The organism is Serratia sp. (in: enterobacteria) (assembly GCF_051654945.1).
Taxonomy (GTDB): Bacteria; Pseudomonadota; Gammaproteobacteria; order Enterobacterales; family Enterobacteriaceae; genus Chania.
The window spans coordinates 95,217-116,013 of the sequence record NZ_JBOFZA010000024.1 but is presented as its reverse complement, the minus strand read 5'-3'; the positions used below and the strand labels follow the sequence as shown (position 1 = coordinate 116,013).

18 protein-coding genes are annotated in these 20,797 nt (G+C 56.4%); 9 read left to right on the top strand and 9 right to left on the bottom strand.

What is annotated here, in order from left to right:
* Window positions 1-5 precede the first annotated feature (5 nt).
* The gene (gene agaF / locus ACRDCA_RS01980; protein WP_438688077.1) at window positions 6-440 is read left to right on the top strand and encodes a PTS galactosamine/N-acetylgalactosamine transporter subunit IIA; all 435 of its coding nucleotides are present in this window, start codon (window positions 6-8) and stop codon (window positions 438-440) included.
* A 173-nt stretch (window positions 441-613) separates the two neighbouring features.
* Here the strand turns inward: agaF and ACRDCA_RS01975 are convergent, their stop codons facing one another.
* The 3 genes from ACRDCA_RS01975 to ACRDCA_RS01965 form a co-directional block, all read right to left on the bottom strand.
* The gene (locus tag ACRDCA_RS01975) at window positions 614-2,347 is read right to left on the bottom strand and encodes an ABC transporter ATP-binding protein/permease (RefSeq protein ID WP_438688076.1); all 1,734 of its coding nucleotides are present in this window, start codon (window positions 2,345-2,347) and stop codon (window positions 614-616) included.
* 245 nt (window positions 2,348-2,592) lie between these two features.
* A complete protein-coding gene (locus ACRDCA_RS01970; protein WP_438688075.1) occupies window positions 2,593-3,231 on the bottom strand; it encodes a DsbA family protein in 639 nt (212 codons plus the stop codon).
* A 20-nt stretch (window positions 3,232-3,251) separates the two neighbouring features.
* Window positions 3,252-4,136, bottom strand: a complete 885-nt coding sequence (locus ACRDCA_RS01965) for an MBL fold metallo-hydrolase (RefSeq protein WP_438688074.1) — start codon at window positions 4,134-4,136, stop codon at window positions 3,252-3,254.
* Window positions 4,137-4,245: 109 nt separating this feature from the next.
* On the opposite strand from ACRDCA_RS01965, the gene ACRDCA_RS01960 reads away from it, so the two are divergent.
* Window positions 4,246-5,154, top strand: coding sequence for a LysR family transcriptional regulator (locus ACRDCA_RS01960; protein ID WP_438688073.1), 909 nt, complete (start codon window positions 4,246-4,248; stop codon window positions 5,152-5,154).
* Here the strand turns inward: ACRDCA_RS01960 and ACRDCA_RS01955 are convergent.
* On the bottom strand, window positions 5,151-6,074 hold the full coding sequence (locus tag ACRDCA_RS01955; RefSeq protein WP_438688072.1) for a LysR family transcriptional regulator: 924 nt from the start codon (window positions 6,072-6,074) through the stop codon (window positions 5,151-5,153). The two genes, ACRDCA_RS01960 and ACRDCA_RS01955, sit on opposite strands and share 4 nt — an antisense overlap.
* Window positions 6,075-6,196: 122 nt before the next feature.
* Between ACRDCA_RS01955 and lysA the strand changes: the two genes are divergently transcribed.
* Entirely contained in the window at window positions 6,197-7,453 is a 1,257-nt protein-coding gene (lysA, locus tag ACRDCA_RS01950) for a diaminopimelate decarboxylase (RefSeq protein ID WP_438688071.1), read from the top strand.
* Here the strand turns inward: lysA and ACRDCA_RS01945 are convergent.
* On the bottom strand, window positions 7,450-8,451 hold the full coding sequence (locus ACRDCA_RS01945) for a LacI family DNA-binding transcriptional regulator (RefSeq protein ID WP_438688070.1): 1,002 nt from the start codon (window positions 8,449-8,451) through the stop codon (window positions 7,450-7,452). The two genes, lysA and ACRDCA_RS01945, sit on opposite strands and share 4 nt — an antisense overlap.
* 191 nt (window positions 8,452-8,642) lie before the next feature.
* On the opposite strand from ACRDCA_RS01945, the gene ACRDCA_RS01940 reads away from it, so the two are divergent.
* On the top strand, window positions 8,643-9,098 hold the full coding sequence (locus ACRDCA_RS01940; protein ID WP_438688069.1) for a GNAT family N-acetyltransferase: 456 nt from the start codon (window positions 8,643-8,645) through the stop codon (window positions 9,096-9,098).
* Here the strand turns inward: ACRDCA_RS01940 and galR are convergent.
* Entirely contained in the window at window positions 9,095-10,114 is a 1,020-nt protein-coding gene (gene galR / locus ACRDCA_RS01935) for an HTH-type transcriptional regulator GalR (RefSeq protein WP_438688068.1), read from the bottom strand. The genes ACRDCA_RS01940 and galR overlap by 4 nt on opposite strands.
* Before the next feature lie 399 nt (window positions 10,115-10,513).
* Here galR and aas point away from each other — a divergent pair, with 399 nt between their 5' ends.
* Window positions 10,514-12,670 (top strand): bifunctional acyl-ACP--phospholipid O-acyltransferase/long-chain-fatty-acid--ACP ligase, encoded by a 2,157-nt coding sequence (aas, locus tag ACRDCA_RS01930; RefSeq protein ID WP_438688067.1) that lies wholly within the window; start codon window positions 10,514-10,516, stop codon window positions 12,668-12,670.
* A complete protein-coding gene (lplT, locus tag ACRDCA_RS01925) occupies window positions 12,667-13,857 on the top strand; it encodes a lysophospholipid transporter LplT (protein WP_438688066.1) in 1,191 nt (396 codons plus the stop codon). Before aas ends, lplT begins: the two co-directional genes overlap by 4 nt.
* Before the next feature lie 112 nt (window positions 13,858-13,969).
* On the opposite strand, the gene ACRDCA_RS01920 is transcribed toward lplT, so the two are convergent.
* The 3 genes from ACRDCA_RS01920 to mutH form a co-directional block, all read right to left on the bottom strand.
* Window positions 13,970-15,010 (bottom strand): NADP(H)-dependent aldo-keto reductase, encoded by a 1,041-nt coding sequence (locus ACRDCA_RS01920; protein ID WP_438688065.1) that lies wholly within the window; start codon window positions 15,008-15,010, stop codon window positions 13,970-13,972.
* Window positions 15,011-15,211: 201 nt separating this feature from the next.
* Entirely contained in the window at window positions 15,212-15,430 is a 219-nt protein-coding gene (locus tag ACRDCA_RS01915) for a YgdI/YgdR family lipoprotein (protein WP_438688064.1), read from the bottom strand.
* Between the two features lie 130 nt (window positions 15,431-15,560).
* Complete coding sequence (gene mutH / locus ACRDCA_RS01910; RefSeq protein ID WP_438688063.1) at window positions 15,561-16,241, bottom strand: DNA mismatch repair endonuclease MutH; 681 nt, start codon at window positions 16,239-16,241, stop codon at window positions 15,561-15,563.
* A 696-nt stretch (window positions 16,242-16,937) separates the two neighbouring features.
* On the opposite strand from mutH, the gene rppH reads away from it, so the two are divergent.
* The 3 genes from rppH to lgt all read left to right on the top strand — a co-directional run bounded on the left by rppH (window position 16,938) and on the right by lgt (window position 20,791).
* Window positions 16,938-17,465 (top strand): RNA pyrophosphohydrolase, encoded by a 528-nt coding sequence (gene rppH, locus ACRDCA_RS01905; protein ID WP_025120841.1) that lies wholly within the window; start codon window positions 16,938-16,940, stop codon window positions 17,463-17,465.
* A 12-nt stretch (window positions 17,466-17,477) separates the two neighbouring features.
* Complete coding sequence (gene ptsP / locus ACRDCA_RS01900; protein ID WP_438688062.1) at window positions 17,478-19,724, top strand: phosphoenolpyruvate--protein phosphotransferase; 2,247 nt, start codon at window positions 17,478-17,480, stop codon at window positions 19,722-19,724.
* 194 nt (window positions 19,725-19,918) lie between these two features.
* On the top strand, window positions 19,919-20,791 hold the full coding sequence (lgt, locus tag ACRDCA_RS01895) for a prolipoprotein diacylglyceryl transferase (RefSeq protein ID WP_438688061.1): 873 nt from the start codon (window positions 19,919-19,921) through the stop codon (window positions 20,789-20,791).
* The last annotated feature ends 6 nt before the right edge of the window (window positions 20,792-20,797 follow it).

The following is a 20,797-nucleotide window of genomic DNA, read 5'->3' as shown; positions in this document are numbered from 1 at the left end:
GGAACATGCCAGGAATTGTGATTACCGGCCACGGCGGTTTCGCCAGCGGCCTGTTACAGGCGGTAGAACAGGTGGTAGGTGAACAGCCAGCCTGTATTGCGGTGGACTTCCCTGTACATATGGGGACGGCGGAATTGAAGGCCGCCCTCAGTGCCGCGCTACAAGCGGTGGCACAACCGGATGGGGTGGTATTCCTGACCGATATGCTGGGGGGATCGCCATTTCGCAGCGCCTGTGAGCTGGCTGACGTACATGGGAACTGTGAGGTGCTGACCGGGGTGAATATGCAACTGGCTGCCGAAATGATGCTGGAGCGCGAAGGGCTGAGCCTGACCGAGTTCCGTGATATGGCGCTGGCCTGCGGTAAACGCGGTTTGACCAGCCTGTGGCACGAACGGCGTAAGGTGAAATGCGCCAACGTTGAGGCGGATGGGATTTAATCCGGTTTCCCCTCACCCCAACCCTCTCCCAAAAGGAGAGGGAGCTGGATCGGCGTAGTGGCCAGGTAGGGTGATTGGCCGAATTTGGTACTGTGGTGAGGTAATTCTCTGTCACTGATAGCTCACTCGATCGGTCTCCTCTCCCAGTGGGAGAGGTTAGGGTGAGTGGGCTATTAACTCGGTATCGGCAACGGGCTAAGCGCCATCTGGGCCGGGCCGTTTTCATCACGGCTGAAGCGCCAGCAGGTCTGATGATATTTCGCCACGCTGTTGCGGTGCGCCACGCTGACCAGCGTCACCTCCGGCAATTCGTCTACCAGCAGGCAATACATCAGTTGCTCGGTTTCATCATCCAGTGCGCTGGTGGCCTCATCCAGGAACAACACATCAGGGCGGGTCAGGATAGCGCGAGCAAACGCCAGCCGCTGCTGCTCGCCCGGTGAAAGGCGATGGCTCCAGTTGGCACTGGTATCCAGCCAGCGTTGCAGATGTTTCAACCGGCAGTTTTCCAGCACTTTCAGCAACTGCTCATCACTGTAGTTTTTGTCCTGATGCGGATAACTGAGGGCTTCACGCAATGTACCTATTGGAATATAGCTGCGCTGCGGCAGGAACAGCGTGGAGAGCTGGCCGTTCAGGCCGATCTCACCGGAACCGTAAGGCCAGATCCCGGCGATGGCGCGTAACAGCGTAGATTTGCCACAGCCGGAAGGGCCGACGACCAGTACGCGTTCACCGCGTTTCAGCGTCATGGTTGCGGCACTGAGCAGCGGTTGCCCATCGGGCAACGTCAGGCCAACATCGCGCAGTATCAGTGGGGAACGCTCTTCCTGTTGCAGACTGATACCGCGAGTCTGGTTATGCACTTCGTCTACCGCGGCGTTAAAGCCAGCCAGACGGTTAACGCAGGCTTTCCAGGTGGCCAGATTGGTAAATGCGTCGATAAACCACGACAGCGACCCTTGCACCTGGCCGAACGCGGAGGAGATCTGCATTAGTCCCCCCATCTGGATCGCCCCGGAGAAATAGCGCGGTGCCGCCACCAGCAGCGGAAAGATAATGGCAAACTGGCTGTAGAAGTTGCTGGCGATATTCAACCGCCGGGTGATGCGCATGATTGACCACCAGTTACTGCGGATGGACTCAAAGCGGTTACTAAGCTGTTGTTTTTCTCGCGGCTCACCGTGATACAGCGCGATGGCATCGTTATTTTCACGGATACGGATTAGCCCGAAACGAAAGTTTGCCTCATAGCGTTCCTGGTTAAAGCCGAGCATTACCAGCGGCTTGCCGACCCACCAGATCAGCAACGATCCCAGCACCGCGTACAGCAGGGCAAACCACACCATATAGCCGGGCAGGGTGATGGTATGTTGGGCGATCACGAAGGTCATCGGCCCGCTGATATGCCAGAGAATGGTAATAAACGAACAGAGCGTCACCAGGCTGGAGAGCAGACCCAGCGACAAAGACAAGGTGTACTGGGTCAGGACGTTGAGATCGTCGGATATACGCTGATCGGGGTTATCGATAATCTGCTGTTGTTCGGTATGGTAATAGGCCTGGTGCGCCAGCCACTTAGCCATAAACTTTTCCGTCATCCAGCGCCGCCAGCGCATCTGTAGCCCCTGGGTCAGGTAGATCTTGTAGACCGCCAGTACGATGAAGGACAACGCCAGATAGGTAAATCTCCACAGTTGAGCTTTGAATACCGGGTAGTTTTTATTCTGCAGGGCATCGTAGAACACCTGGTTCCACTGGTTGATCAGCACGCTGATATAGACCAGCCCCAGGGAGAGGCCAACGATGGCGATCAGCATCGCCCAGGCGCGCCATTTTTCTTCCGAAACCCAAAAGGGTTTGATCAACTGCCAGACGGCCTGTTTTTGGGTGGTGCTCGTGTTCATAATAATCCAGAAGGTATCGTTTTCTTCAAGCATGGGCGAGACACGGGTAACAAACAAACCACCACATGTAAGCAGTTTTGACGCCGCTCATGGTTTGAAATACCGCTGGGGATGAAGGAGCAGCCTTTTATGGGCGATGCCATAGCAATCGGGCGATTGCGGTTTTGGCCAAAACGTACGGGACGAGGGGCGTTTTGTTCGGGGGGAATAAAGGTTGATACGTGCGCTTACGCGCACGCATCATTTCAGTTTACGGACGCTTTCAGCAACGTCTGCCAGCCTGCGACATTCCCCAGATATTCCTCTACGGGGATCTGGGTCAGCCGTCCCTGACTATCCTGCAAGGCAAAGGTTGGGAAGCCGTGCCCACGGACTTTGGCAAGCAGTGCGCGGCTGTCAGCAATATGCTGTGCCGTTGGCGCACCGCTGTTGAGCCGCATCTCGGCAATAAAAGCGGCAGAGGCCAGGCCCAACTCTTTGGCCAGCGCTTCCAACACCGGCGTATCGGCGATACGCCGCCCTTCCCGGTAATGGGCTTCCTGAATGCGATGCAGCATATCCAGACCCCGCCCGGCAAGCCGTTCAGCGGCCAGGATCGCGGTGATCGGTGGCTCGGAGTCCATCACTGCCGTCGTGTCCCGCAGCAGGCCGTTAAAATAGCCTTCGCCAAAGGGAAGGCCTGTGAGTTCGGCAATCCGTTTGTCATGCGGCATCACGTAATTGCGCCATTCCTCGCTGATGGTACGGCGGCTATTGCCGGTCATCATGCCGCCAGCGTGCAGGACAACGGTCAAACCCGGGATAGTCTGTGCTGCCTTGGCTAGCGGTGCTGCGCCGTAGCACCAGCCGCACAGTGGATCAAAAATATAATGCAAAGTGCTCATGGTTCGGTTCCCCGTGCAGGCTATTGCGGCCACTTCATTTCACCTTTCAGCACCTTGGCGCTCAGTTCCAGGCTGGAACCGTCTTGCAACTTGGGATAGTGCTGTTTCATTACCGCGATCAGTTCAGCGGAATCCCTGGTCTTTGGCAACTCACCTTCAAGCGTGGTCAGGTAATTGTGGGTAAACGTCACCGACTCCAGCGTTTGCGCTGCTCCCGGCAGGAAATGCCCCGGTACAACGACCTCTGGCTTCAGTGCTTTAATGCTTTCCAGCGTTTGCTGCCAATGGGCGCGTGACTCGACCGTCTGAGTATCCGCAAGCCATGGGTGAATATTATCACCGGCGACCGGGACGCCACCGACTACGGCTTTCAGCTCAGGGATCCATACAAAGGTGCGATCCGGCGTTGGGCCATTGAGCCCTTTTACTTCAACCTGCTGGCCGTCGATGGTAAAGCTGCTGCCCTGTAAGGGTTGCGGCACGATCACGGCCTGCGGAGCATTGTCTTTCAGGATCGGCCCCCAATAGGCCAGTTTACCCGCCTGGGTGGCGTTGATCGCCTTGATCGTTGCCGGTGACGCGATGATTTTTGCCTGCGGGAAGGCGGCTTTAATCACGTCCAGGCCGAAATAGAAATCCGGGTCCGAATGGCTGATATACACCGTGGTCAGCTTTTTGCCGGTGGCCTTGATCTTTTTTACCAGTTCCTGCGCGTCGTTACGTTGGAATTGGGCGTCGATCAGGGCGACTTCGTGTGGACCGCTGACAATCTCGGAAGAGACGGGGAAAACGCTCTTGTCGCCAGGGTTATACACTTCCATCGTCAGCGTGTTGGCTGCGTTGGCAAAGGTGCTGAATGAAACGAAGCCGGTCACGGCCAGAGTCAGTAATGATTGCTTAAACATTTGCAGGTGCCTTTTACAGGTTTGTTGTCGTTGGCCAGATGATAGGTTGCATGAAACGGGAGAAAAACCGGATAATAAGCAATTATTCATTGCGTAAATCGAGCGAATCATGGATCGCATTACCGCAGCAGAGGTTTTTGTCACCATCGTGGAGCGTGGCAGCATGATTGCCGCCGCCGACTCTTTGGCGATGTCGCGGGCTATGGTGACGCGCTATCTGGCGCAGATGGAACAGTGGGCGGGAGCGCGACTGCTGCACCGCACTACGCGCAGGCTCAGCTTGACCGATGCCGGAGAGCGCACTCTGGAACGCTGCCGCCAGATGCTGGCGGTGGCGAAAGACATCGATCTGGTGGAAAACCAGCAGAGTGATGAACTGCGTGGCTTGCTGCGTATCACCTGCTCGCAATCACTCGGCCAAACAGCGTTGGTGGGGGCGGTGGCGCAGTACCTGAAGCGCCATCCTCAGGTCGCAGTGGATCTGCAAATGGACAACCGCGCGGTCAATCTGGTGGAAGAGCGGATCGATCTGGCACTGCGCATCACCAATGAGTTGGATCCCAATCTGATTGCCCGGCCGCTTTCCACCTGCGCCTCGGTGGTCTGCGCGTCACCGGCCTATCTGGCCGCTCATGGCACTCCGCGTCACCCGCAGGATTTAGCCTTGCACAATTGCCTGACCTATTCCTACTTTGGTAAAAGCCTGTGGCACTTTGATGAGCAAGGCGTGAAGTCGGCAGTCGCGGTCAGCGGCAACCTCAGCGCCAACGAGTCGGTGGTGCTGTTGGCGGGGACGCTGCAAGGGGCGGGGATCTCGATGCAGCCTTACTATTCCGCTGCGCCGCTGTTGGCAAAGGGGGAATTGGTGGAACTGTTGCCGGACTATCTGTCGCAAACGATGGGGATCTACGGCATTTACACCTCGCGCCGCCAAATGCCCGCCACCTTGCGCACCATGCTGGACTTCCTGGTGGAATGGTTTGCCACCGATCCCGGCTGGCGGGCCACGCTGCGCTAGCGTTGTATCACCGCAGCCAGTCGGGCAGGCAACTGCTGCGCCTGTTGTTGCAGGTGCTGTACAAAGGCGGTGACCAGTGCGGAAGAAGGGCGGTGCAACGGGCGGATCAGGCTAACGGTAAACGGCACCTCAACGCTGAAAGGCCGCACATGGACGCCATTATTGGCGTAGTCCAGCGCGGTCAGCGGGTTGACGATCGAAATGCCAACTCCGGCTTTGACCATCGCACAGACCGAGGCGGCGCTGTGGGTTTCCATCACCATCCGGCGCTCGATACCCTGTTCGTGGAACAACGCATCCAGCAGTTGCCGATAGCTGTCGGTGCTAGACAGGCTGATAAAGTTTTCTGCGTTGAAGTCCTGCGGTGTCAGTTCGCTTTTGGTGAGCAATGGATGTCCGGCGGGCAGCACACACACCTCATTCATTGTCATCAGCGTCATGCGTTCGGTGCCTGCGGGCGTCAGGGTATTTTCCGTCAGGCCCAAATCGTGGCGCTGCGCTGACAGCCACTCTTCCAGCAATGGCGATTCCTGCGGGATCACGCTGAAACTGACTTCCGGATAACGATCGACAAAAGGTTTGCACACGGCGGGTAGCAGCGACTGAGAAAAGACCGGCAGACAGGCGATGGAAAGCTGCGCCTGCTGGAATTGCCGGATCCCGGCGGCCGCATTCTTGATGCGATCCAGCCCGTAATAGGAGCGCTGCACTTCTTCAAACAGCCGCAAGCCCTGCACCGTGGGGTAAAGACGGCCACGTACGCGGTCAAACAGTTGCAGTTGGATCAGTTTCTCGAAACGGGCCAGTTCGCGGCTGACGGTGGGCTGTGAAGTTTGCAGCAGCGCCGCCGCTTCGGTCAGATTGCCGGTGGTCATTACCGCGTGGAAAATCTCAATCTGGCGTAGGGTAATGGCGTACATGGCGGAACTCCACGGAGAGACAAAGCTATATCATAAATGAATAGACTATGGCGAAATAGATATTTTTCACACCGGAGTTGCTGCGGCATGATAGTGGAAAATTGACTTATGGAAGCCGACCCATGCCACGCGCCCTGAACGACACCTCTACCGCCCTGAACGCCGCCAATCTGCTGGCATTGCCGCAACGCTTTGGTTGCCCGGTCTGGGCCTACGATGCCGATATCATCAGTCAACGTATCGGCCAGTTGCAGCATTTTGACGTGATCCGCTTTGCCCAGAAAGCCTGCTCGAACATTCATATACTACGCCTGATGCGTGAGCAGGGCGTTAAGGTGGACTCGGTATCGTTGGGGGAGATTGAACGTGCGCTAAAAGCCGGTTTTGAGCCGGGCGGCGAAGATATTGTGTTTACCGCCGACGTACTGGATCACGCCACACTGGCGCGCGTCAGCGAATTGAAAATCCCGGTGAACGCCGGTTCTATCGATATGCTGGAACAGCTTGGCCAGGTGTCTGCCGGGCATCCGGTGTGGCTACGCATCAACCCCGGTTTCGGTCACGGCCATAGCCAGAAGACCAATACCGGCGGCGAAAACAGCAAACATGGCATCTGGTATGCCGATCTGCCGCAGGCGGTGGCCAAGGTTCAGCAATACGGCCTGAAACTGATTGGTCTGCATATGCATATCGGCTCCGGGGTGGACTATCAGCACCTGGAGCGCGTGTGCGACGCGATGGTACAGCAGGTGATTGCCCTGGGGCAGGATATCACGGCAATTTCCGCCGGTGGTGGCCTGTCCATCCCTTATCAGCAAGGGGAAGAGGCGATTAATACCGAGCACTATTACGGCCTGTGGAACCGCGCACGTGAGCGAGTTGCCGCACATCTGGGTCATCCGGTGAAGTTGGAAATCGAACCTGGGCGTTTCCTGATGGCGGAAGCGGGCGTGCTGGTGGCCGAAGTGCGTTCGGTAAAACAGATGGGTAGCCGCCACTTTGTGCTGGTCGATGCGGGTTTTAACGATCTGATGCGTCCGGCGATGTACGGCAGCTATCACCATATTTCCCTGCTGCCTGCCGATGGGCGCAATACCGATGATCAACCGCTGCAAGACACCGTGATCGCCGGGCCGCTGTGTGAGTCTGGTGATGTGTTTACCCAGCAGGCGGGCGGCGGCATTGAAACCCGTCCGTTGCCGCAGGTGCGGGTCGGAGATTATCTGGTGTTCCATGATACCGGGGCCTATGGTTCGTCGATGTCCTCCAACTACAACAGCCGTCCGCTGCTGCCTGAAGTGCTGTTTGAAAACGGTGAACCGCGCCTGATCCGTCGTCGTCAGACGATTGAAGAATTGATCGGGCTGGAACTTATTTAAGCGTAGGGGCCTGGCACCACGGATTCCCGCAGTTTTAACTCACCGACAAACGGCGTAAGCGGTTGTAGCGCTTCGCCGTTGATCAGACGCAGAGCCTGGCTGATGGCCGCTTCGATCATCGCGTCGATCGGCAGGTAGATGGTAGACAGGGCCGGTTGCAGATAGGCCGCACTGGGTTCATCGTCAAAGCCAAACAGCGAAACGTCCTCAGGCAGGCGTTTGCCCGCCTGATGCAGGGCCTTCATCGCACCGATGGCCATATCATCATTGCTGGCAAACAGCGCGCTGAACGGGCTGCCGCCAGCCAGCAAGGCATTACAGCTGTGATATCCGCCAGGGACGCTGCTGTCACCGTTGGTGATCAGAGCATCGTTGAACGTAATCTGGTGGTGTTCCAACGCCTGACGATAACCCGCCAGGCGCGATTGGGCAGTGGGTGTGTCGATCGGCCCGGTGATGCAGGCGATCTCACGGTGCCCTTGGCCAATCAGATAATCCACCGCGTTGAAAGCGGCCTGCTGCTGTTCGAAGAACACACAGCGTTCACGGGCCTGCGGCAGATCGCGGTTAATCACCATCACCGGCAGGCTCTCCAGCAGCTCCATCAGGGCGCTTTCGCTCATAAAACGGGTATACAGGATAATGGCGTCGCAGCGGCGATCGGCCAGCAGCCGTACTGCCTGTAATTCATCTTCTGGCGTGTCGTGACCATCGGTGACGATCAGGTGCTTGCCGCTGGCCTCGATCAGTTTGGCAGCCTGGCGCAGCAAGCGGCCAAAGTAGGGGCCGTCAAAGTTGGACACCACCAGCCCAATACTATTGGAGCTTTTGTTAGCCAGCGACTGAGCGAGAAAGTTTGGCCGGTAGCCCAGCTCGTCCATTGCCTTGAACACCGCATCCCGCGTGCTCTTCTTCACCTGGCCGGTGCCATTTAAAACGCGGGAAACCGTGGCTTTGGAAACGCCCGCGCGAATGGAGACATCCAACATGGTGATCATCAATCGCTAACCCCTTCAACGCCCGTTGCGGCAAATATCGCTCAGTTTAGCATAGGGCTAAACATGTTCGACCCCTACAAATTCAGCAACCTATGTTGTTGGGGCACCCGTCCAGTGTTTCGCGTAAACTGAGGGGGCTGCTGGCAGGATGAGCGGCGGGAGAGTTTAAGCTGTTTTTCGAGGATATCAGCGTGTACCGAATCGTCCATTTGGCGGACTATCCGCAGCATCAACAACAGGTTATCGAGTGGCAATGGCAGGCGTTCGGCAGTGAAAACAGCCGGGCATTCTTTGCCAGCGTAGTGGCCAGCAGCCTGCGTCATGAAGGTCTGCCCATCACTTTCATCGCGCTGTTGGATGACCAGCCGGTTGGCACCGTGGGGCTGTGGCGCTGTGATTTGATCAGCCGCCAGGATTTAACGCCATGGCTGGCCGCGCTTTATGTTGCAGAGAGCCAACGCGGCAGCGGGCTGGGGCTGAAATTACAGCAATACGTCCAGGAATACAGCCTGCGGGCCGGGTTCAAGGAGCTGTACCTGTATGCCGACTTTAGCGGCTATTACGAACGCCATGGCTGGCAGCACATTGGTGAGGCGTTAGACTATCCAGACCGCCCAGTACGCCTCTACCACCGCTCGCTAGGCTAATTCTGCTCGAAAACGTTATTGATGCTGGCGACCGAATGGCGGCGTACCAGCGTCGGGCTGAACATGTTGGTGATCTCCGGCAGCGGCTGGTCGTTGGCCAACGCTAGAGCCAGCTCAGCCGCCTGCGTAGCCATCGCGACGACCGGATAGCGGATAGTGGTCAGGCGTGGGCGCAAATAGCGGGAAATCAGCACGTCATCAAACCCAATCAGTGAGATCTGGCCCGGCACATCCACGCTGTTATCACTGAGTACCGAAAGCGCCCCGGCGGCCATCGGATCGTTATAGCAGGTGATGGCGGTAAACTGTTTGCCACGGCCCAGCAGCTCGGTCATGGCCTGCTCGCCACCCACCTCATCCGGTTTACCGTAGGCAATCAGTTTCTCATCCACTGCAATACCATGTTCTTCCAGGGCATCCAGATAGCCTTGCAGCCGATCGGTCGCGTCTGAAATCTGATGGGTGGAGCAGATGATGGCGATCCGCTGATGCCCCTGCTGGATCAGATGGCGGGTTGCCAACCAGGCGCCGTAACGGTCATCCAGCGCCACGCAGCGGGACTCAAACCCCGGCAGTGTACGGTTGATCAGCACCATTCCGGGTATCTGGCGCATCCAGACGGTCAGTTCATCATCGGTCAGTTTCTTGGCATGCACAACTAATGCGGCACAGCGATGGCGTACCAGTTGCTCAATGGCCTGGCGCTCTTTTTCGGCATTGTGGTAACCGTTACCAATCAGCAGAAAGTTATGGGTGGCGTAGGCCACTTGTTCCACGGCTTTTACCATGGCACCGAAGAAGGGATCGGAAACGTCAGAGACAATCAGGCCCAGGGTTTCGGTGGATTGCTGTGCCAGCGCTCGGGCATTGGCGTTGGGGTGATACTGCAATCCCTCCATCGCGGCCAGCACGGCGGTACGTGAACTTTCGCTGGCTTTCGGGGAGTTATTTATTACGCGGGACACCGTGGCGACGGAAACACCCGCCAGCCTGGCAACATCCTTAATCGTGGCCATATCTGCAACACTTCCTGGGTAATCGCTTACATTCCTCAGTTTTGCGGAAAAAACCGCGCGCCGCAAGGGGGGGGATAGATAACTTGTGGTGGCCGTAGCAGAAATACCCGTCAAGCTTGCCTGGGAGCCAAAAGAATAACCATGTCTATCAAGGGCAAAACTACATCGCTGGTTACACTTTGCGCCTGACTGTTGCGATTAGCCGCTGGCGAGAGTTTGGCGAGGCGGGGTAAATTGACTGTCCCAGAGGTATTGATTGGTGAGCAATCGACATACTCTGTATGTTGAAGCCATTTTCAATTGCACCAACCTACGCGGATGCGTAGGTTTTTTTTTGCCCGCCGTATAGTATCCTTCCTCAGACAATTTTTAAGGTCATCAACCCCGAGGGAGAGTGGGATGATATATTCCGTGTTACGTGCGCTGTTTCGCCTGTTGTTTCGTGTTCGTGTCGAAGGTGATGCACGGCACTTTGATCAGCAGAAACTGCTGATCACCCCGAATCACGTTTCTTTCATGGATGGCGCGCTGCTGGCGTTGTTCCTACCGATCAAACCGGTGTTTGCTGTTTACTCCAGCATTTCCGAACGCTGGTTTATGCGCAGGTTGAAGCCTTATATCGATTTCGTGCCACTGGATCCCACCAAACCGATGGCCATCAAGCACCTGGTGCGCATGGTTGAGCAGGGCAGGCCGATCGTGGTATTCCCCGAAGGGCGCATCACGGTGACCGGCTCGTTGATGAAAATTTATGACGGGGCGGCCTTTATCGCGGCCAAATCGGGTGCCACCATCGTACCGGTACGGATCGATGGTCCTGAATTCAGCGTGTTTGGTCGTATGGCTGGCGTGTTTAAACTCCGGGCTTTCCCACAGACCACCATCAGCATCCTGCCGCCAACCACCTTGCCGATGCCGGATGCGCCGCGCGCCAGCAAACGCCGGGAACTGGCCGGTGACAGGCTGCATCAGATCATGATGCAGGCACGTATGGATACCCTCAAGCCGCAAACCTTGTTTGGGGCACTGTTAGCCGCACAGCATCGCTATGGTCGCTTCAAACCCTGTATCGAAGACGTGGGCTTTAAAGAAGACAGCTATCATACCTTGCTCAAAAAGTCGTTGGGCGTCAGCCGCATCCTGGAGCGCTTTACCGCGCCGAAAGAGCATGTTGGCCTGTTATTACCCAATGCCACCATTACCGCTGCCGCCATCTTTGGCGCATCATTGCGGGGCCGGATTCCTGCGATGCTCAATTACACCGCCGGTGTGAACGGGCTGAAAAGCGCGATGACGGCGGCCAGTATTAAAACCATCGTTACCTCGCGCCAATTCCTGGAGAAGGGCAAACTCTTGCATCTGCCAGAGCAGGTACCTGAAGCCAATTGGGTCTATCTGGAAGATTTGAAAGATACCGTGACCCGGGACGACAAGCTGTGGATCCTGCGTCATCTGTTCCAGCCACAGCGGGCGATGGTGCCACAGCAGCCGGACGATGCGGCGCTGATCCTGTTTACCTCCGGCTCGGAAGGCCATCCGAAGGGCGTAGTGCATTCACATGCCAGCCTGCTGGCCAACGTGGAGCAGATCCGTACCATTGCGGATTTCACCCCACGCGATCGCTTTATGTCTTCGCTGCCGCTGTTCCACTCGTTCGGCCTCACGGTTGGATTGATTACCCCGTTAATGACCGGGAGCCGGGTATTCCTCTACCCAAGCCCGTTGCATTATCGCGTGGTGCCGGAGCTGGTGTATGACCGTAACTGCACCGTGCTGTTTGGTACCGCGACCTTCCTCAACAACTACGCGCGTTTCGCTCATCCTTACGATTTTGCCCGCCTGCGCTATGTGGTTGCCGGGGCCGAGAAGCTGGCCGAAAGCACCAAACAGATCTATCAGGACAAATACGGCATCCGTATTTTGGAAGGCTATGGCGTCACGGAGTGCGCTCCGGTGGTGTCGATCAACGTCCCCCTGGCGGCCAAAGTGGGCACCGTAGGCCGCATTATGCCGAAGATGGAAGCGCGGTTGATCAAGATGGCCGGGATCGACAACGGCGGCCGTCTGCAACTGAAAGGCCCGAACATTATGAAGGGCTACCTGCGGGTTGAGCGGCCAGGCGAACTAGAAGCACCGGCAGCCGAGGACGAAAACGGCGTGCTGCAAGCTGGCTGGTACGATACCGGTGATATTGTCAGCTTTGACGAACAGGGTTACTGCACCATTCGTGGCCGCGTGAAACGCTTTGCCAAACTGGCCGGGGAAATGATCTCGCTGGAGAGCGTGGAACAGCTGGCGGTGCGCCTGTCACCGGAAGGGCTACATGCCGCCACGGTGAAAAGTGACAGCAGCAAAGGCGAAGCGCTGGTGCTGTTCACCAACGACGCCAACATTACCCGTGATGCCTTGTTACGGGTCGCTCGCGAACAGGGTACTCCAGAGCTGGCAGTGCCGCGTGATATTCGCCTGGTGAAGGCGCTGCCGTTACTGGGCAGCGGCAAACCGGATTTCGTTACCTTGCGTCAAATGGCTGAACAGCCGGAGAGTGCATCATGAGTGCCACCGATTCCCCACTGCTGTCGCGTTCGATGATCGCGGTGATCTGCGCCCAGTTTCTCTCGGCCTTTGGCGATAACGCCTTGCTGTTTGCTACCCTGGCGCTGATCAAGCAGCAGATGTACCCCGATTGGAGCCAACCGATTCTGCAAATGGCCTTTGTTGCTACCTATATCATCCTGGCTCCGTTTGTGGGGCAGATCGCCGACAGCTTCTCCAAAGGGCGGGTGATGATGGTAGCCAACGGCTTGAAGCTGGCGGGTGCGCTGGTGATCTGCTTTGGGCTGAACCCATTCCTGGGTTATACCCTGGTCGGTATCGGCGCTGCGGCTTATTCACCGGCGAAGTATGGCATCCTGGGTGAGATCACCAGCGGCGACAAGCTGGTGAAGGCCAACGGTCTGATGGAAGCCTCTACCATTGCCGCCATCCTGGTGGGATCGGTAGCGGGTGGTTTGCTGGCAGACTGGCATATTGTGGCCGCATTGGCGGTGTGTGCCGTAGTGTACGCGGCGGCAGTCGTCGCCAACCTCTACATCCCGCGTTTGCCTGCCGCACATAAGGTGGTTTCCTGGCATCCACGCGCGATGGGGAGCACTTTCTTCAACGCTTGCATCGTACTGTGGCGCGATGGCCAAACCCGCTTCTCGCTTATCGGTACCAGCCTGTTCTGGGGCGCCGGGGTTACCCTGCGCTTCCTGTTGGTGCTGTGGGTGCCGGTAGCGCTTGGTATTAGCGATAACGCGACGCCAACCATGCTCAACGCCATGGTGGCAATAGGTATCGTGGTCGGGGCCGGGGCAGCGGCCCGCTTTGTGACGTTGGAAACGGTCAAGCGCTGTATGCCTGCCGGGATCCTGATCGGTATCGCCGTGGCCTTCTTCGCCGTGCAAACCAGTATGCTGAATGCCTATGGCGTACTGCTGGTGATCGGTGTGCTGGGTGGCTTCTTTGTGGTGCCGCTGAATGCGCTGTTGCAAGAGCGTGGCAAACGTTCTGTTGGGGCGGGGAATGCGATCGCAGTACAAAATCTGGGTGAGAACACTGCCATGCTGCTGATGCTTGGCCTCTACTCTCTGGTGGTCAAATTGGGCGTGCCGGTGATTGGCGTCGGGATTGGCTTTGGCGTGGTGTTTGGTATCGCGATCACCGTGCTGTGGGTCTCTCAGTTCCGTTCAAAGGCCTAGCAATAGCCCCTCACCCATAGTTACTGGGTAGACGTTGAGGATGAATACCGTCGTTAAATGGTGGCACATTCGGTTCCCTCTCCCTGTGGGAGAGGGCTAGAGTGAGGGGGATTTATGGCGCTGGAATGGTGAAGCGGCTGTGGATCTCCTCAAGCCCCTGCAACACTTCCTCGTTCAGTACCACATCAAAACTGTCGATATTGATCTTCAACTGCTCCAGCGTGGTGGCTCCCAGCAGGGTGCTGGCGACGAACGGCTGCTGACGCACGAACGCCAATGCCATCTGTGAAGGATCCAGGCCGTGCTTTTTCGCCAGCGCCACGTATTCGGCAATCGCCGCCTGGCTCTGGGCGGAAGAGTAGCGGGTAAAGCGGCTGAACAGGGTGTTGCGTGCTCCGGCCGGTTTGGCTCCGTTGAGGTATTTACCCGACAGCGTACCAAAGGCCAGGCTCGAATAAGCCAGCAGTTCGATGCCCTCATGTTGGCTGATCTCTGCCAACCCAATCTCAAAGCTGCGGTTTAACAGGCTGTAGGGGTTCTGGATCGATACGATGCGCGGTAGCTCGTGTTTTTCTGCCAGTTGCAGGTAACGCATCACGCCCCAAGGGGTTTCGTTAGAGACGCCGATATAGCGAATCTTGCCGGCACGAACCTGCTCGGTCAGCGCTTCCAGGGTTTCCAATAGCGGGATGGTGGCATTTTCATTGCTGTATTGATAATTCAGCTTGCCGAAACAGTTGGTGGTGCGCTGCGGCCAGTGTAGCTGGTAAAGATCCAGATAATCGGTGTTTAAGCGTTTCAGGCTGGCGTCCAGTGCGGCGCGGATATTCTTGCGATCCAAAGCCTGCTGTGGGCGAATGCCAGCGTCATTACCCCGGATAGGCCCTGAAACCTTGCTCGCCAACACGATTTTATCGCGGTTGCCGCGTGCCTTGATCCAACTGCCGATGTACTGCTCCGTCAGCCCCTGCGTTTCCGGGCGCGGTGGCACCGGATACATCTCTGCGGTATCAATCAGATTGATACCCGCGGCTAATGCATAATCCAGCTGTGCGTGGGCATCGGCTTCGCTGTTTTGTTCGCCAAAGGTCATGGTGCCCAGTCCCAGCACGCTCACTTCTAAAGAACTGTGGGGAATACGGTGGTATTGCATTAACGGCCTTCCTTTCATGTTAGCGCTTACGGGCGTGACGCCCGGTAAAACACAAGCCAGAGATCCAACGGCGTAAAACGCCTTGCTTGACTATAACCAAGCAAAGAAGAGGGGGGAAGAGGATTTATCGGCCGCAGAATACTGTGGCTTTGGCAAGGCTAAGCCCCTGATTGTTAATCTGTCAGGGGCATAGAACCGGGATTAACGCTCGATAACCTGCGTAACCTGATCGCCGTTGATCTGGCGTTCGTTGCCTTGCTCATCCTGGTAGCTGATCAGGCCGGTATCTTTATCGATTTTAGGCTTGCCCTGCGTGAGGATCATATTGCCGTCTTTGGTGGCCATCACATAGTCGCTGGAACAGCCCGCTAATCCGGCGACCATTATCAGGGCGGAAATAGCCATTACCCACTTTTGCATGCCTTGCACCTTGGTGACATTAATAATTGTCCTAATAGAGTAGCAAACTCTGCCAAAGATGGCCTTCGGACGTATCCCATCTATGTAAGGAAAAATAACCGGAAAAACAGACGCGGGTGGCGGTAGTTAATCAAACCGTAAAGTGCCTGGCCAGCAGCGCCCTGGTAAAGTTTTTCTTCAGATAGAAGCCGCGCGGCAGGGTAAGGATCGGCTGGCCCTGTTCGCCAATGGCTTCGGTCAGCGCCTTGTTGTTGGCCGCTTTGGGTCGCAGCTGTAACACTTCGCCATGGCGGGCGGTGATCCGCTCAACCTGGCCGAGGACGATAAGATCCATCAACTCTTCCCAATCCCGGCGTAGCGTTTCCGTCTCTTCCTCATTGGGTTGCCACAGCAACGGCGAGCCGACGCGGCGCTGCGCCAAAGGAATTTGCCGCTCACCTTCAACCGGGATCCACAGTACGCGTGACAGTTTGTGGCGTACGTGGCTGCTTTCCCAGGTGACGCCGCTATTGCCGGTGAGCGGTGCTACACAGACGAAAGTGGTTTCCAGCGGGTTGCCGACGGCGTCGACCGGGATGGTTTTCAATTCTATACCCAGCTCGGGGAAATCCTGCTCAGGCTTGCTGCCCGCCATGGCCCCCAGATACAACTCCAGCAGCATGCCGACCCAACCTTTATCCCGTTTGAGATCCTTGGGAATGCTGACCTGCGCACGTGCGGCCAGTTCACCAAGGTTAAAGCCAGCCAGCGCCTGAGCACGGGCTAATAATTGCTGCTCGTTTTCTGGTGGCAGCGGGGATAAACATGCCATAAATCAGACCTATGAATTCTGGTTAAAAAACGTACCGAAATTACTCACAGCCTTAAAAGGTAAAAGCAGGCTGGGGAAAACAACAATAGTAGCATGATTTTGCATGACTTTTTTGCCAACAAAGGGGGGCTTGAAATTTTCAGTGCCGGGTTGTGCACCTGTAGCCACCGACAATAAACAGGATCTTACACCTATTTATCCACAGATTTCTGGGATAACCCAACTTTTTAGCGATCACTGGTTTGATTTACAGCCTTGACGCGGGGCGTTTTTTGCGAATTTGGCGGTTTTATAGGTCACTGGGTATAATAATCTGTGGATAAAATCCGCATTGGTGGATCTTTCGCCAGCCAAAGATCCAAAGCGTGCATAGATCACATTTTTACCCTGTTCATAACTCGATTTAAGCTGTTATTTTATTGTATTTAAAGGATTAAATAAAAAATAAAAATATGGCAGTTTTTAAGTTCAATTGAGTTTTCCCGGCTTATCCCTAGAGTTCTTCACACACCTATCCACAGAAAAAGTGAATAAAAACCCCCTCGCGCCGTGCAACATGTTTATAACTTTGCCATTATCTGTGAGTTATCCCAATGTTATCCGAGCGACGACGCTGCAAAGCAGTGGTTTACCGCCTGTGGCTTGTGTGAAACAATCAGGTTATCAATACGAATTTATGCTTATCGAGGTAGTCCGGTGATCGATGATGATGGCTACCGCCCGAATGTTGGTATCGTAATCTGTAATCGTCAGGGGCAGGTCCTATGGGCCCGCCGTTACGGTCAGCACTCCTGGCAGTTTCCCCAAGGGGGAATAAACCCTGGCGAAACGCCTGAGCAGGCGATGTACCGTGAGCTGTTCGAAGAAGTGGGGCTGAGTAAAAAGGATGTACGTATCCTGGCCTCAACCCGCAACTGGTTGCGCTATAAATTGCCAAAACGTTTGGTGCGTTGGGACACAAAGCCGGTTTGTATCGGCCAAAAGCAGAAATGGTTTCTGCTGCAGTTAATGTGCAATGACGCGGATATCAACATGCAACGCAGCAGCACGCCGGAGTTTGACGGCTGGCGTTGGGTGAGCTTCTGGTATCCGGTGCGCCAGGTGGTGTCGTTTAAACGCGACGTATACCGCCGGGTTATGAAAGAGTTTGCCACCACCGTCATGCCAATGCAGGAACTGGCAGCGCAGCGGCAACCTCCTGCTTATCGCCGAAAGAGAGGTTAAGTCAAACCGACTATGCTCACGCGCTTGCGAGAAATTGTTGAGAAAGTGGCCGCGGCGGCCAGTCTGACAGATGCGCTGGATCTTTTGGTCAATGAAACCTGTCTGGCGATGGATACCGAAGTCTGCTCCATCTACCTGGCAGACAACGACCGCCGCTGTTATTACCTGATGGCGACGCGTGGGTTGAAGAAACCCCGTGGGCGAACTATTGCCCTGGCCTTTGACGAGGGTGTGGTTGGCCTGGTCGGCCGCCTGGCTGAGCCGATCAACCTGGCGGATGCGCAAAGCCACCCCAGCTTCAAATATATTCCGCAGGTCAAAGAGGATCGTTTCCGATCCTTCCTTGGTGTGCCGATCATTCATCGCCGCCAGTTGCTTGGCGTGTTGGTGGTGCAGCAGCGTGAACTGCGCCAGTTTGACGAAAGCGAAGAATCCTTCATGGTTACCCTGGCCACCCAAATGGCCGGGATCCTGTCGCTATCACAGCTCAACGCCATTTTTGGCCAGTATCGCCAGACCCGTATCCGGGCGCTGGCCGCGGCCCCTGGTGTGGCGGTGGCGGAGGGGTGGCTTGATAGCAGCCAGCCTTCTCTCGATCAGGTGTATAAAGCCTCCACGCTGGACACCGTCAGCGAACGCGAACGCCTGACGCAGGCCTTGGAAGAGGCTGGGGCCGAGTTCCGCCGTTTCAGTAAGCGTTTTAGCGCCAGCTCGCAAAAAGAGAGCGCGGCGATCTTCGATCTCTATTCCCACCTGCTCAACGATGCCCGCCTCAAACGCGAGCTTTACGCGGAGATCGATGCCGGTTCGGTGGCCGAATGGGCGGTAAAACAGGTGATTGAAGCCTTCGCGGCCCAGTTTGCGACCTTGCAAGATACCTATATGCGCGAGCGTGCCAGCGATCTGCGTGCGCTTGGCCAACGTCTGCTATTCCACCTCGACGATACTACCCAAGGGGCCAGCCAATGGCCTGCCCGTTTTGTGCTGGTCGCCGATGAGCTGACGGCTACCCTGCTGGCCGAAGTGCCGCAGGATCGTCTGGCTGGCGTAGTGGTGCGAGACGGTGCCGCCAACTCTCACGCCGCGATCCTGGTACGGGCTATGGGCGTGCCAACGGTGATGGGCGCCGATATCCAGCCATCGCTGTTGGCTCAGCGGATGCTGATTGTTGATGGCTATCGTGGCGAGCTGCTGGTCGATCCGGAACCGGTGTTAGTGAAAGAGTATCAACGCCTGATCAGCGAAGAGCTGGAACTCAGCAAGCTGGCAGAAGATGACGTTGAACAGCCCGCAGAGCTGAAAAGCGGTGAGCGGATCCAGGTGATGTTGAACGCTGGCCTTAGCCCGGAACATGAACAACTGCTCGGCGGGCGGGTGGACGGCGTTGGCCTCTACCGCACCGAGATCCCGTTTATGCTGCAAAGTGGCTTCCCGTCGGAAGAGGAGCAGGTGGCGCAATATCAGGGCATGCTGCAACTCTATCCGCATAAGCCGGTAACGCTGCGTACGTTGGATATCGGCGCAGATAAACAATTGCCTTACATGCCAATCAGCGAGGAAAACCCGTGCCTGGGCTGGCGGGGGATCCGCATTACGCTGGATCAGCCGGAAATCTTTCTGATCCAGGTGCGCGCCATGCTGCGTGCCAATGCGGGCACCGGCAATCTGGGGATCCTGCTGCCGATGATCACCAGCCTGGAGGAGATCGACGAGGCCAAACGCCTGATCGATCGCGCCGGGCGGGAAGTGGAAGAGATGCTGGGTTACGACATTCCCAAGCCGCGCATCGGTGTCATGCTGGAAGTCCCGTCGATGATCTTCCTGATCCCTTATCTGGCTACTCGCGTCGATTTTATCTCAGTGGGAACTAATGATTTAACCCAGTATCTGCTGGCAGTGGATCGTAATAATACCCGCGTTGCCTCGTTGTACGACAGCCTGCACCCTGCCATGTTGCAGGTGTTGAAACTGATCGTCGAGCAGGGGACGGCGGCCGGGTTGCAGGTCAGTCTGTGTGGGGAACTGGCAGGGGATCCGATGGGCGCTCTGCTGCTGGTGGGGATGGGTTACCGTAACCTGAGCATGAACGGACGTAGTGTGGCACGTATCAAGTATCTGTTGCGCCATATTGAGCTGGAAGATGCGCAAGGGCTGGCCCAGCGGGTATTGAGCGCCCAGATGACGACCGAGGTTCGCCACCAGGTGGCGGCATTCATGGAACGGCGTGGCATGGGCGGGCTGATCCGCGGTGGCCGTTAATGGGGGCTGTGCAGCCCGTTAAGAGCAGACCGATTTTTTTACAGAACTTTTCCCTACCGGCAAGCCCGGACGTGGTTAAGCCTATGTTATGATGCGCCATCTCAATGCGGTGCTCCCGTTGCACGGGCTTTGCACCGCGTTTGGCACCTGCCGCCCCCGCTTGGGGATGAATAACAGACATATTGTGGTGATAGATGAGCACTAGCTATCTGGCGTTTCCAAAATTTGATCCGGTGATTTTCTCTATCGGCCCGGTCTCTTTGCACTGGTACGGTTTGATGTACCTGGTTGGCTTTGTGTTTGCCATGTGGTTGGCAGTACGCCGTGCCAACAAGCCCGGCAGCGGCTGGACCAAAGACGAAGTGGAAAACATGCTGTATGCCGGTTTCCTTGGGGTCTTTATCGGTGGGCGTGTCGGCTATGTGCTGTTCTATAACCTGCCATTGTTCCTGGATAACCCGCTTTACTTGTTCAAAGTCTGGGATGGCGGTATGTCATTCCACGGCGGCCTGATCGGCGTGATCGCGGTGATGCTGTGGTTTGCTCGCCGCACCAAGCGAAATTTCTTCCAGGTGTCTGATTTTATTGCTCCCCTGATCCCGTTTGGTCTGGGTGCTGGCCGTCTGGGTAACTTCATTAACGGTGAGCTGTGGGGTCGTGTCACCACGAATACCCCTTGGGCGATGCTGTTCCCAAGCTCGCGGCCAGAAGATATCGCCATCGCTGCTGCCAATCCTCAGTTGATGCCGCTGCTCAACCAATATGGTGTGTTGCCACGTCACCCTTCGCAGCTGTATGAGATGGTGCTGGAAGGCATCGTGCTGTTTATCATCCTGAACCTGTTTATCCGCAAGCCGCGTCCGATGGGGGCCGTATCGGGCCTGTTCCTGATTGGCTATGGCACATTCCGTATTATCGTTGAAGCGTTCCGCCAGCCGGATGCCCAGCTTGGCCTGTTTGACGGGGTGATCAGCATGGGGCAGATCCTGTCCGTGCCGATGGTACTTGCCGGTATTATTATGATGATCTGGGCGTATCGTCGTCGCCCACAGCAACAACAGTCGTGAGGAAAA

Excerpts from the sequence above, each read along its gene's own strand:
- ACRDCA_RS01970 (WP_438688075.1), bottom strand. The coding sequence starts at position 3,231 with ATGAGCACTTTGCATTATATTTTTGATCCACTGTGCGGCTGGTGCTAC.
- ACRDCA_RS01920 (WP_438688065.1), bottom strand. The coding sequence starts at position 15,010 with ATGCAATACCACCGTATTCCCCACAGTTCTTTAGAAGTGAGCGTGCTG.
- ACRDCA_RS01955 (WP_438688072.1), bottom strand. The coding sequence starts at position 6,074 with ATGTACGCCATTACCCTACGCCAGATTGAGATTTTCCACGCGGTAATG.
- ACRDCA_RS01960 (WP_438688073.1), top strand. The coding sequence starts at position 4,246 with ATGGATCGCATTACCGCAGCAGAGGTTTTTGTCACCATCGTGGAGCGT.
- mutH (WP_438688063.1), bottom strand. The coding sequence starts at position 16,241 with ATGGCATGTTTATCCCCGCTGCCACCAGAAAACGAGCAGCAATTATTA.
- ACRDCA_RS01965 (WP_438688074.1), bottom strand. The coding sequence starts at position 4,136 with ATGTTTAAGCAATCATTACTGACTCTGGCCGTGACCGGCTTCGTTTCA.
- lgt (WP_438688061.1), top strand. The coding sequence starts at position 19,919 with ATGAGCACTAGCTATCTGGCGTTTCCAAAATTTGATCCGGTGATTTTC.
- lplT (WP_438688066.1), top strand. The coding sequence starts at position 12,667 with ATGAGTGCCACCGATTCCCCACTGCTGTCGCGTTCGATGATCGCGGTG.
- ACRDCA_RS01975 (WP_438688076.1), bottom strand. The coding sequence starts at position 2,347 with ATGAACACGAGCACCACCCAAAAACAGGCCGTCTGGCAGTTGATCAAA.
- aas (WP_438688067.1), top strand. The coding sequence starts at position 10,514 with ATGATATATTCCGTGTTACGTGCGCTGTTTCGCCTGTTGTTTCGTGTT.
- agaF (WP_438688077.1), top strand. The coding sequence starts at position 6 with ATGCCAGGAATTGTGATTACCGGCCACGGCGGTTTCGCCAGCGGCCTG.
- ptsP (WP_438688062.1), top strand. The coding sequence starts at position 17,478 with ATGCTCACGCGCTTGCGAGAAATTGTTGAGAAAGTGGCCGCGGCGGCC.
- ACRDCA_RS01945 (WP_438688070.1), bottom strand. The coding sequence starts at position 8,451 with ATGATCACCATGTTGGATGTCTCCATTCGCGCGGGCGTTTCCAAAGCC.
- ACRDCA_RS01915 (WP_438688064.1), bottom strand. The coding sequence starts at position 15,430 with ATGCAAAAGTGGGTAATGGCTATTTCCGCCCTGATAATGGTCGCCGGA.
- galR (WP_438688068.1), bottom strand. The coding sequence starts at position 10,114 with ATGGCCACGATTAAGGATGTTGCCAGGCTGGCGGGTGTTTCCGTCGCC.
- lysA (WP_438688071.1), top strand. The coding sequence starts at position 6,197 with ATGCCACGCGCCCTGAACGACACCTCTACCGCCCTGAACGCCGCCAAT.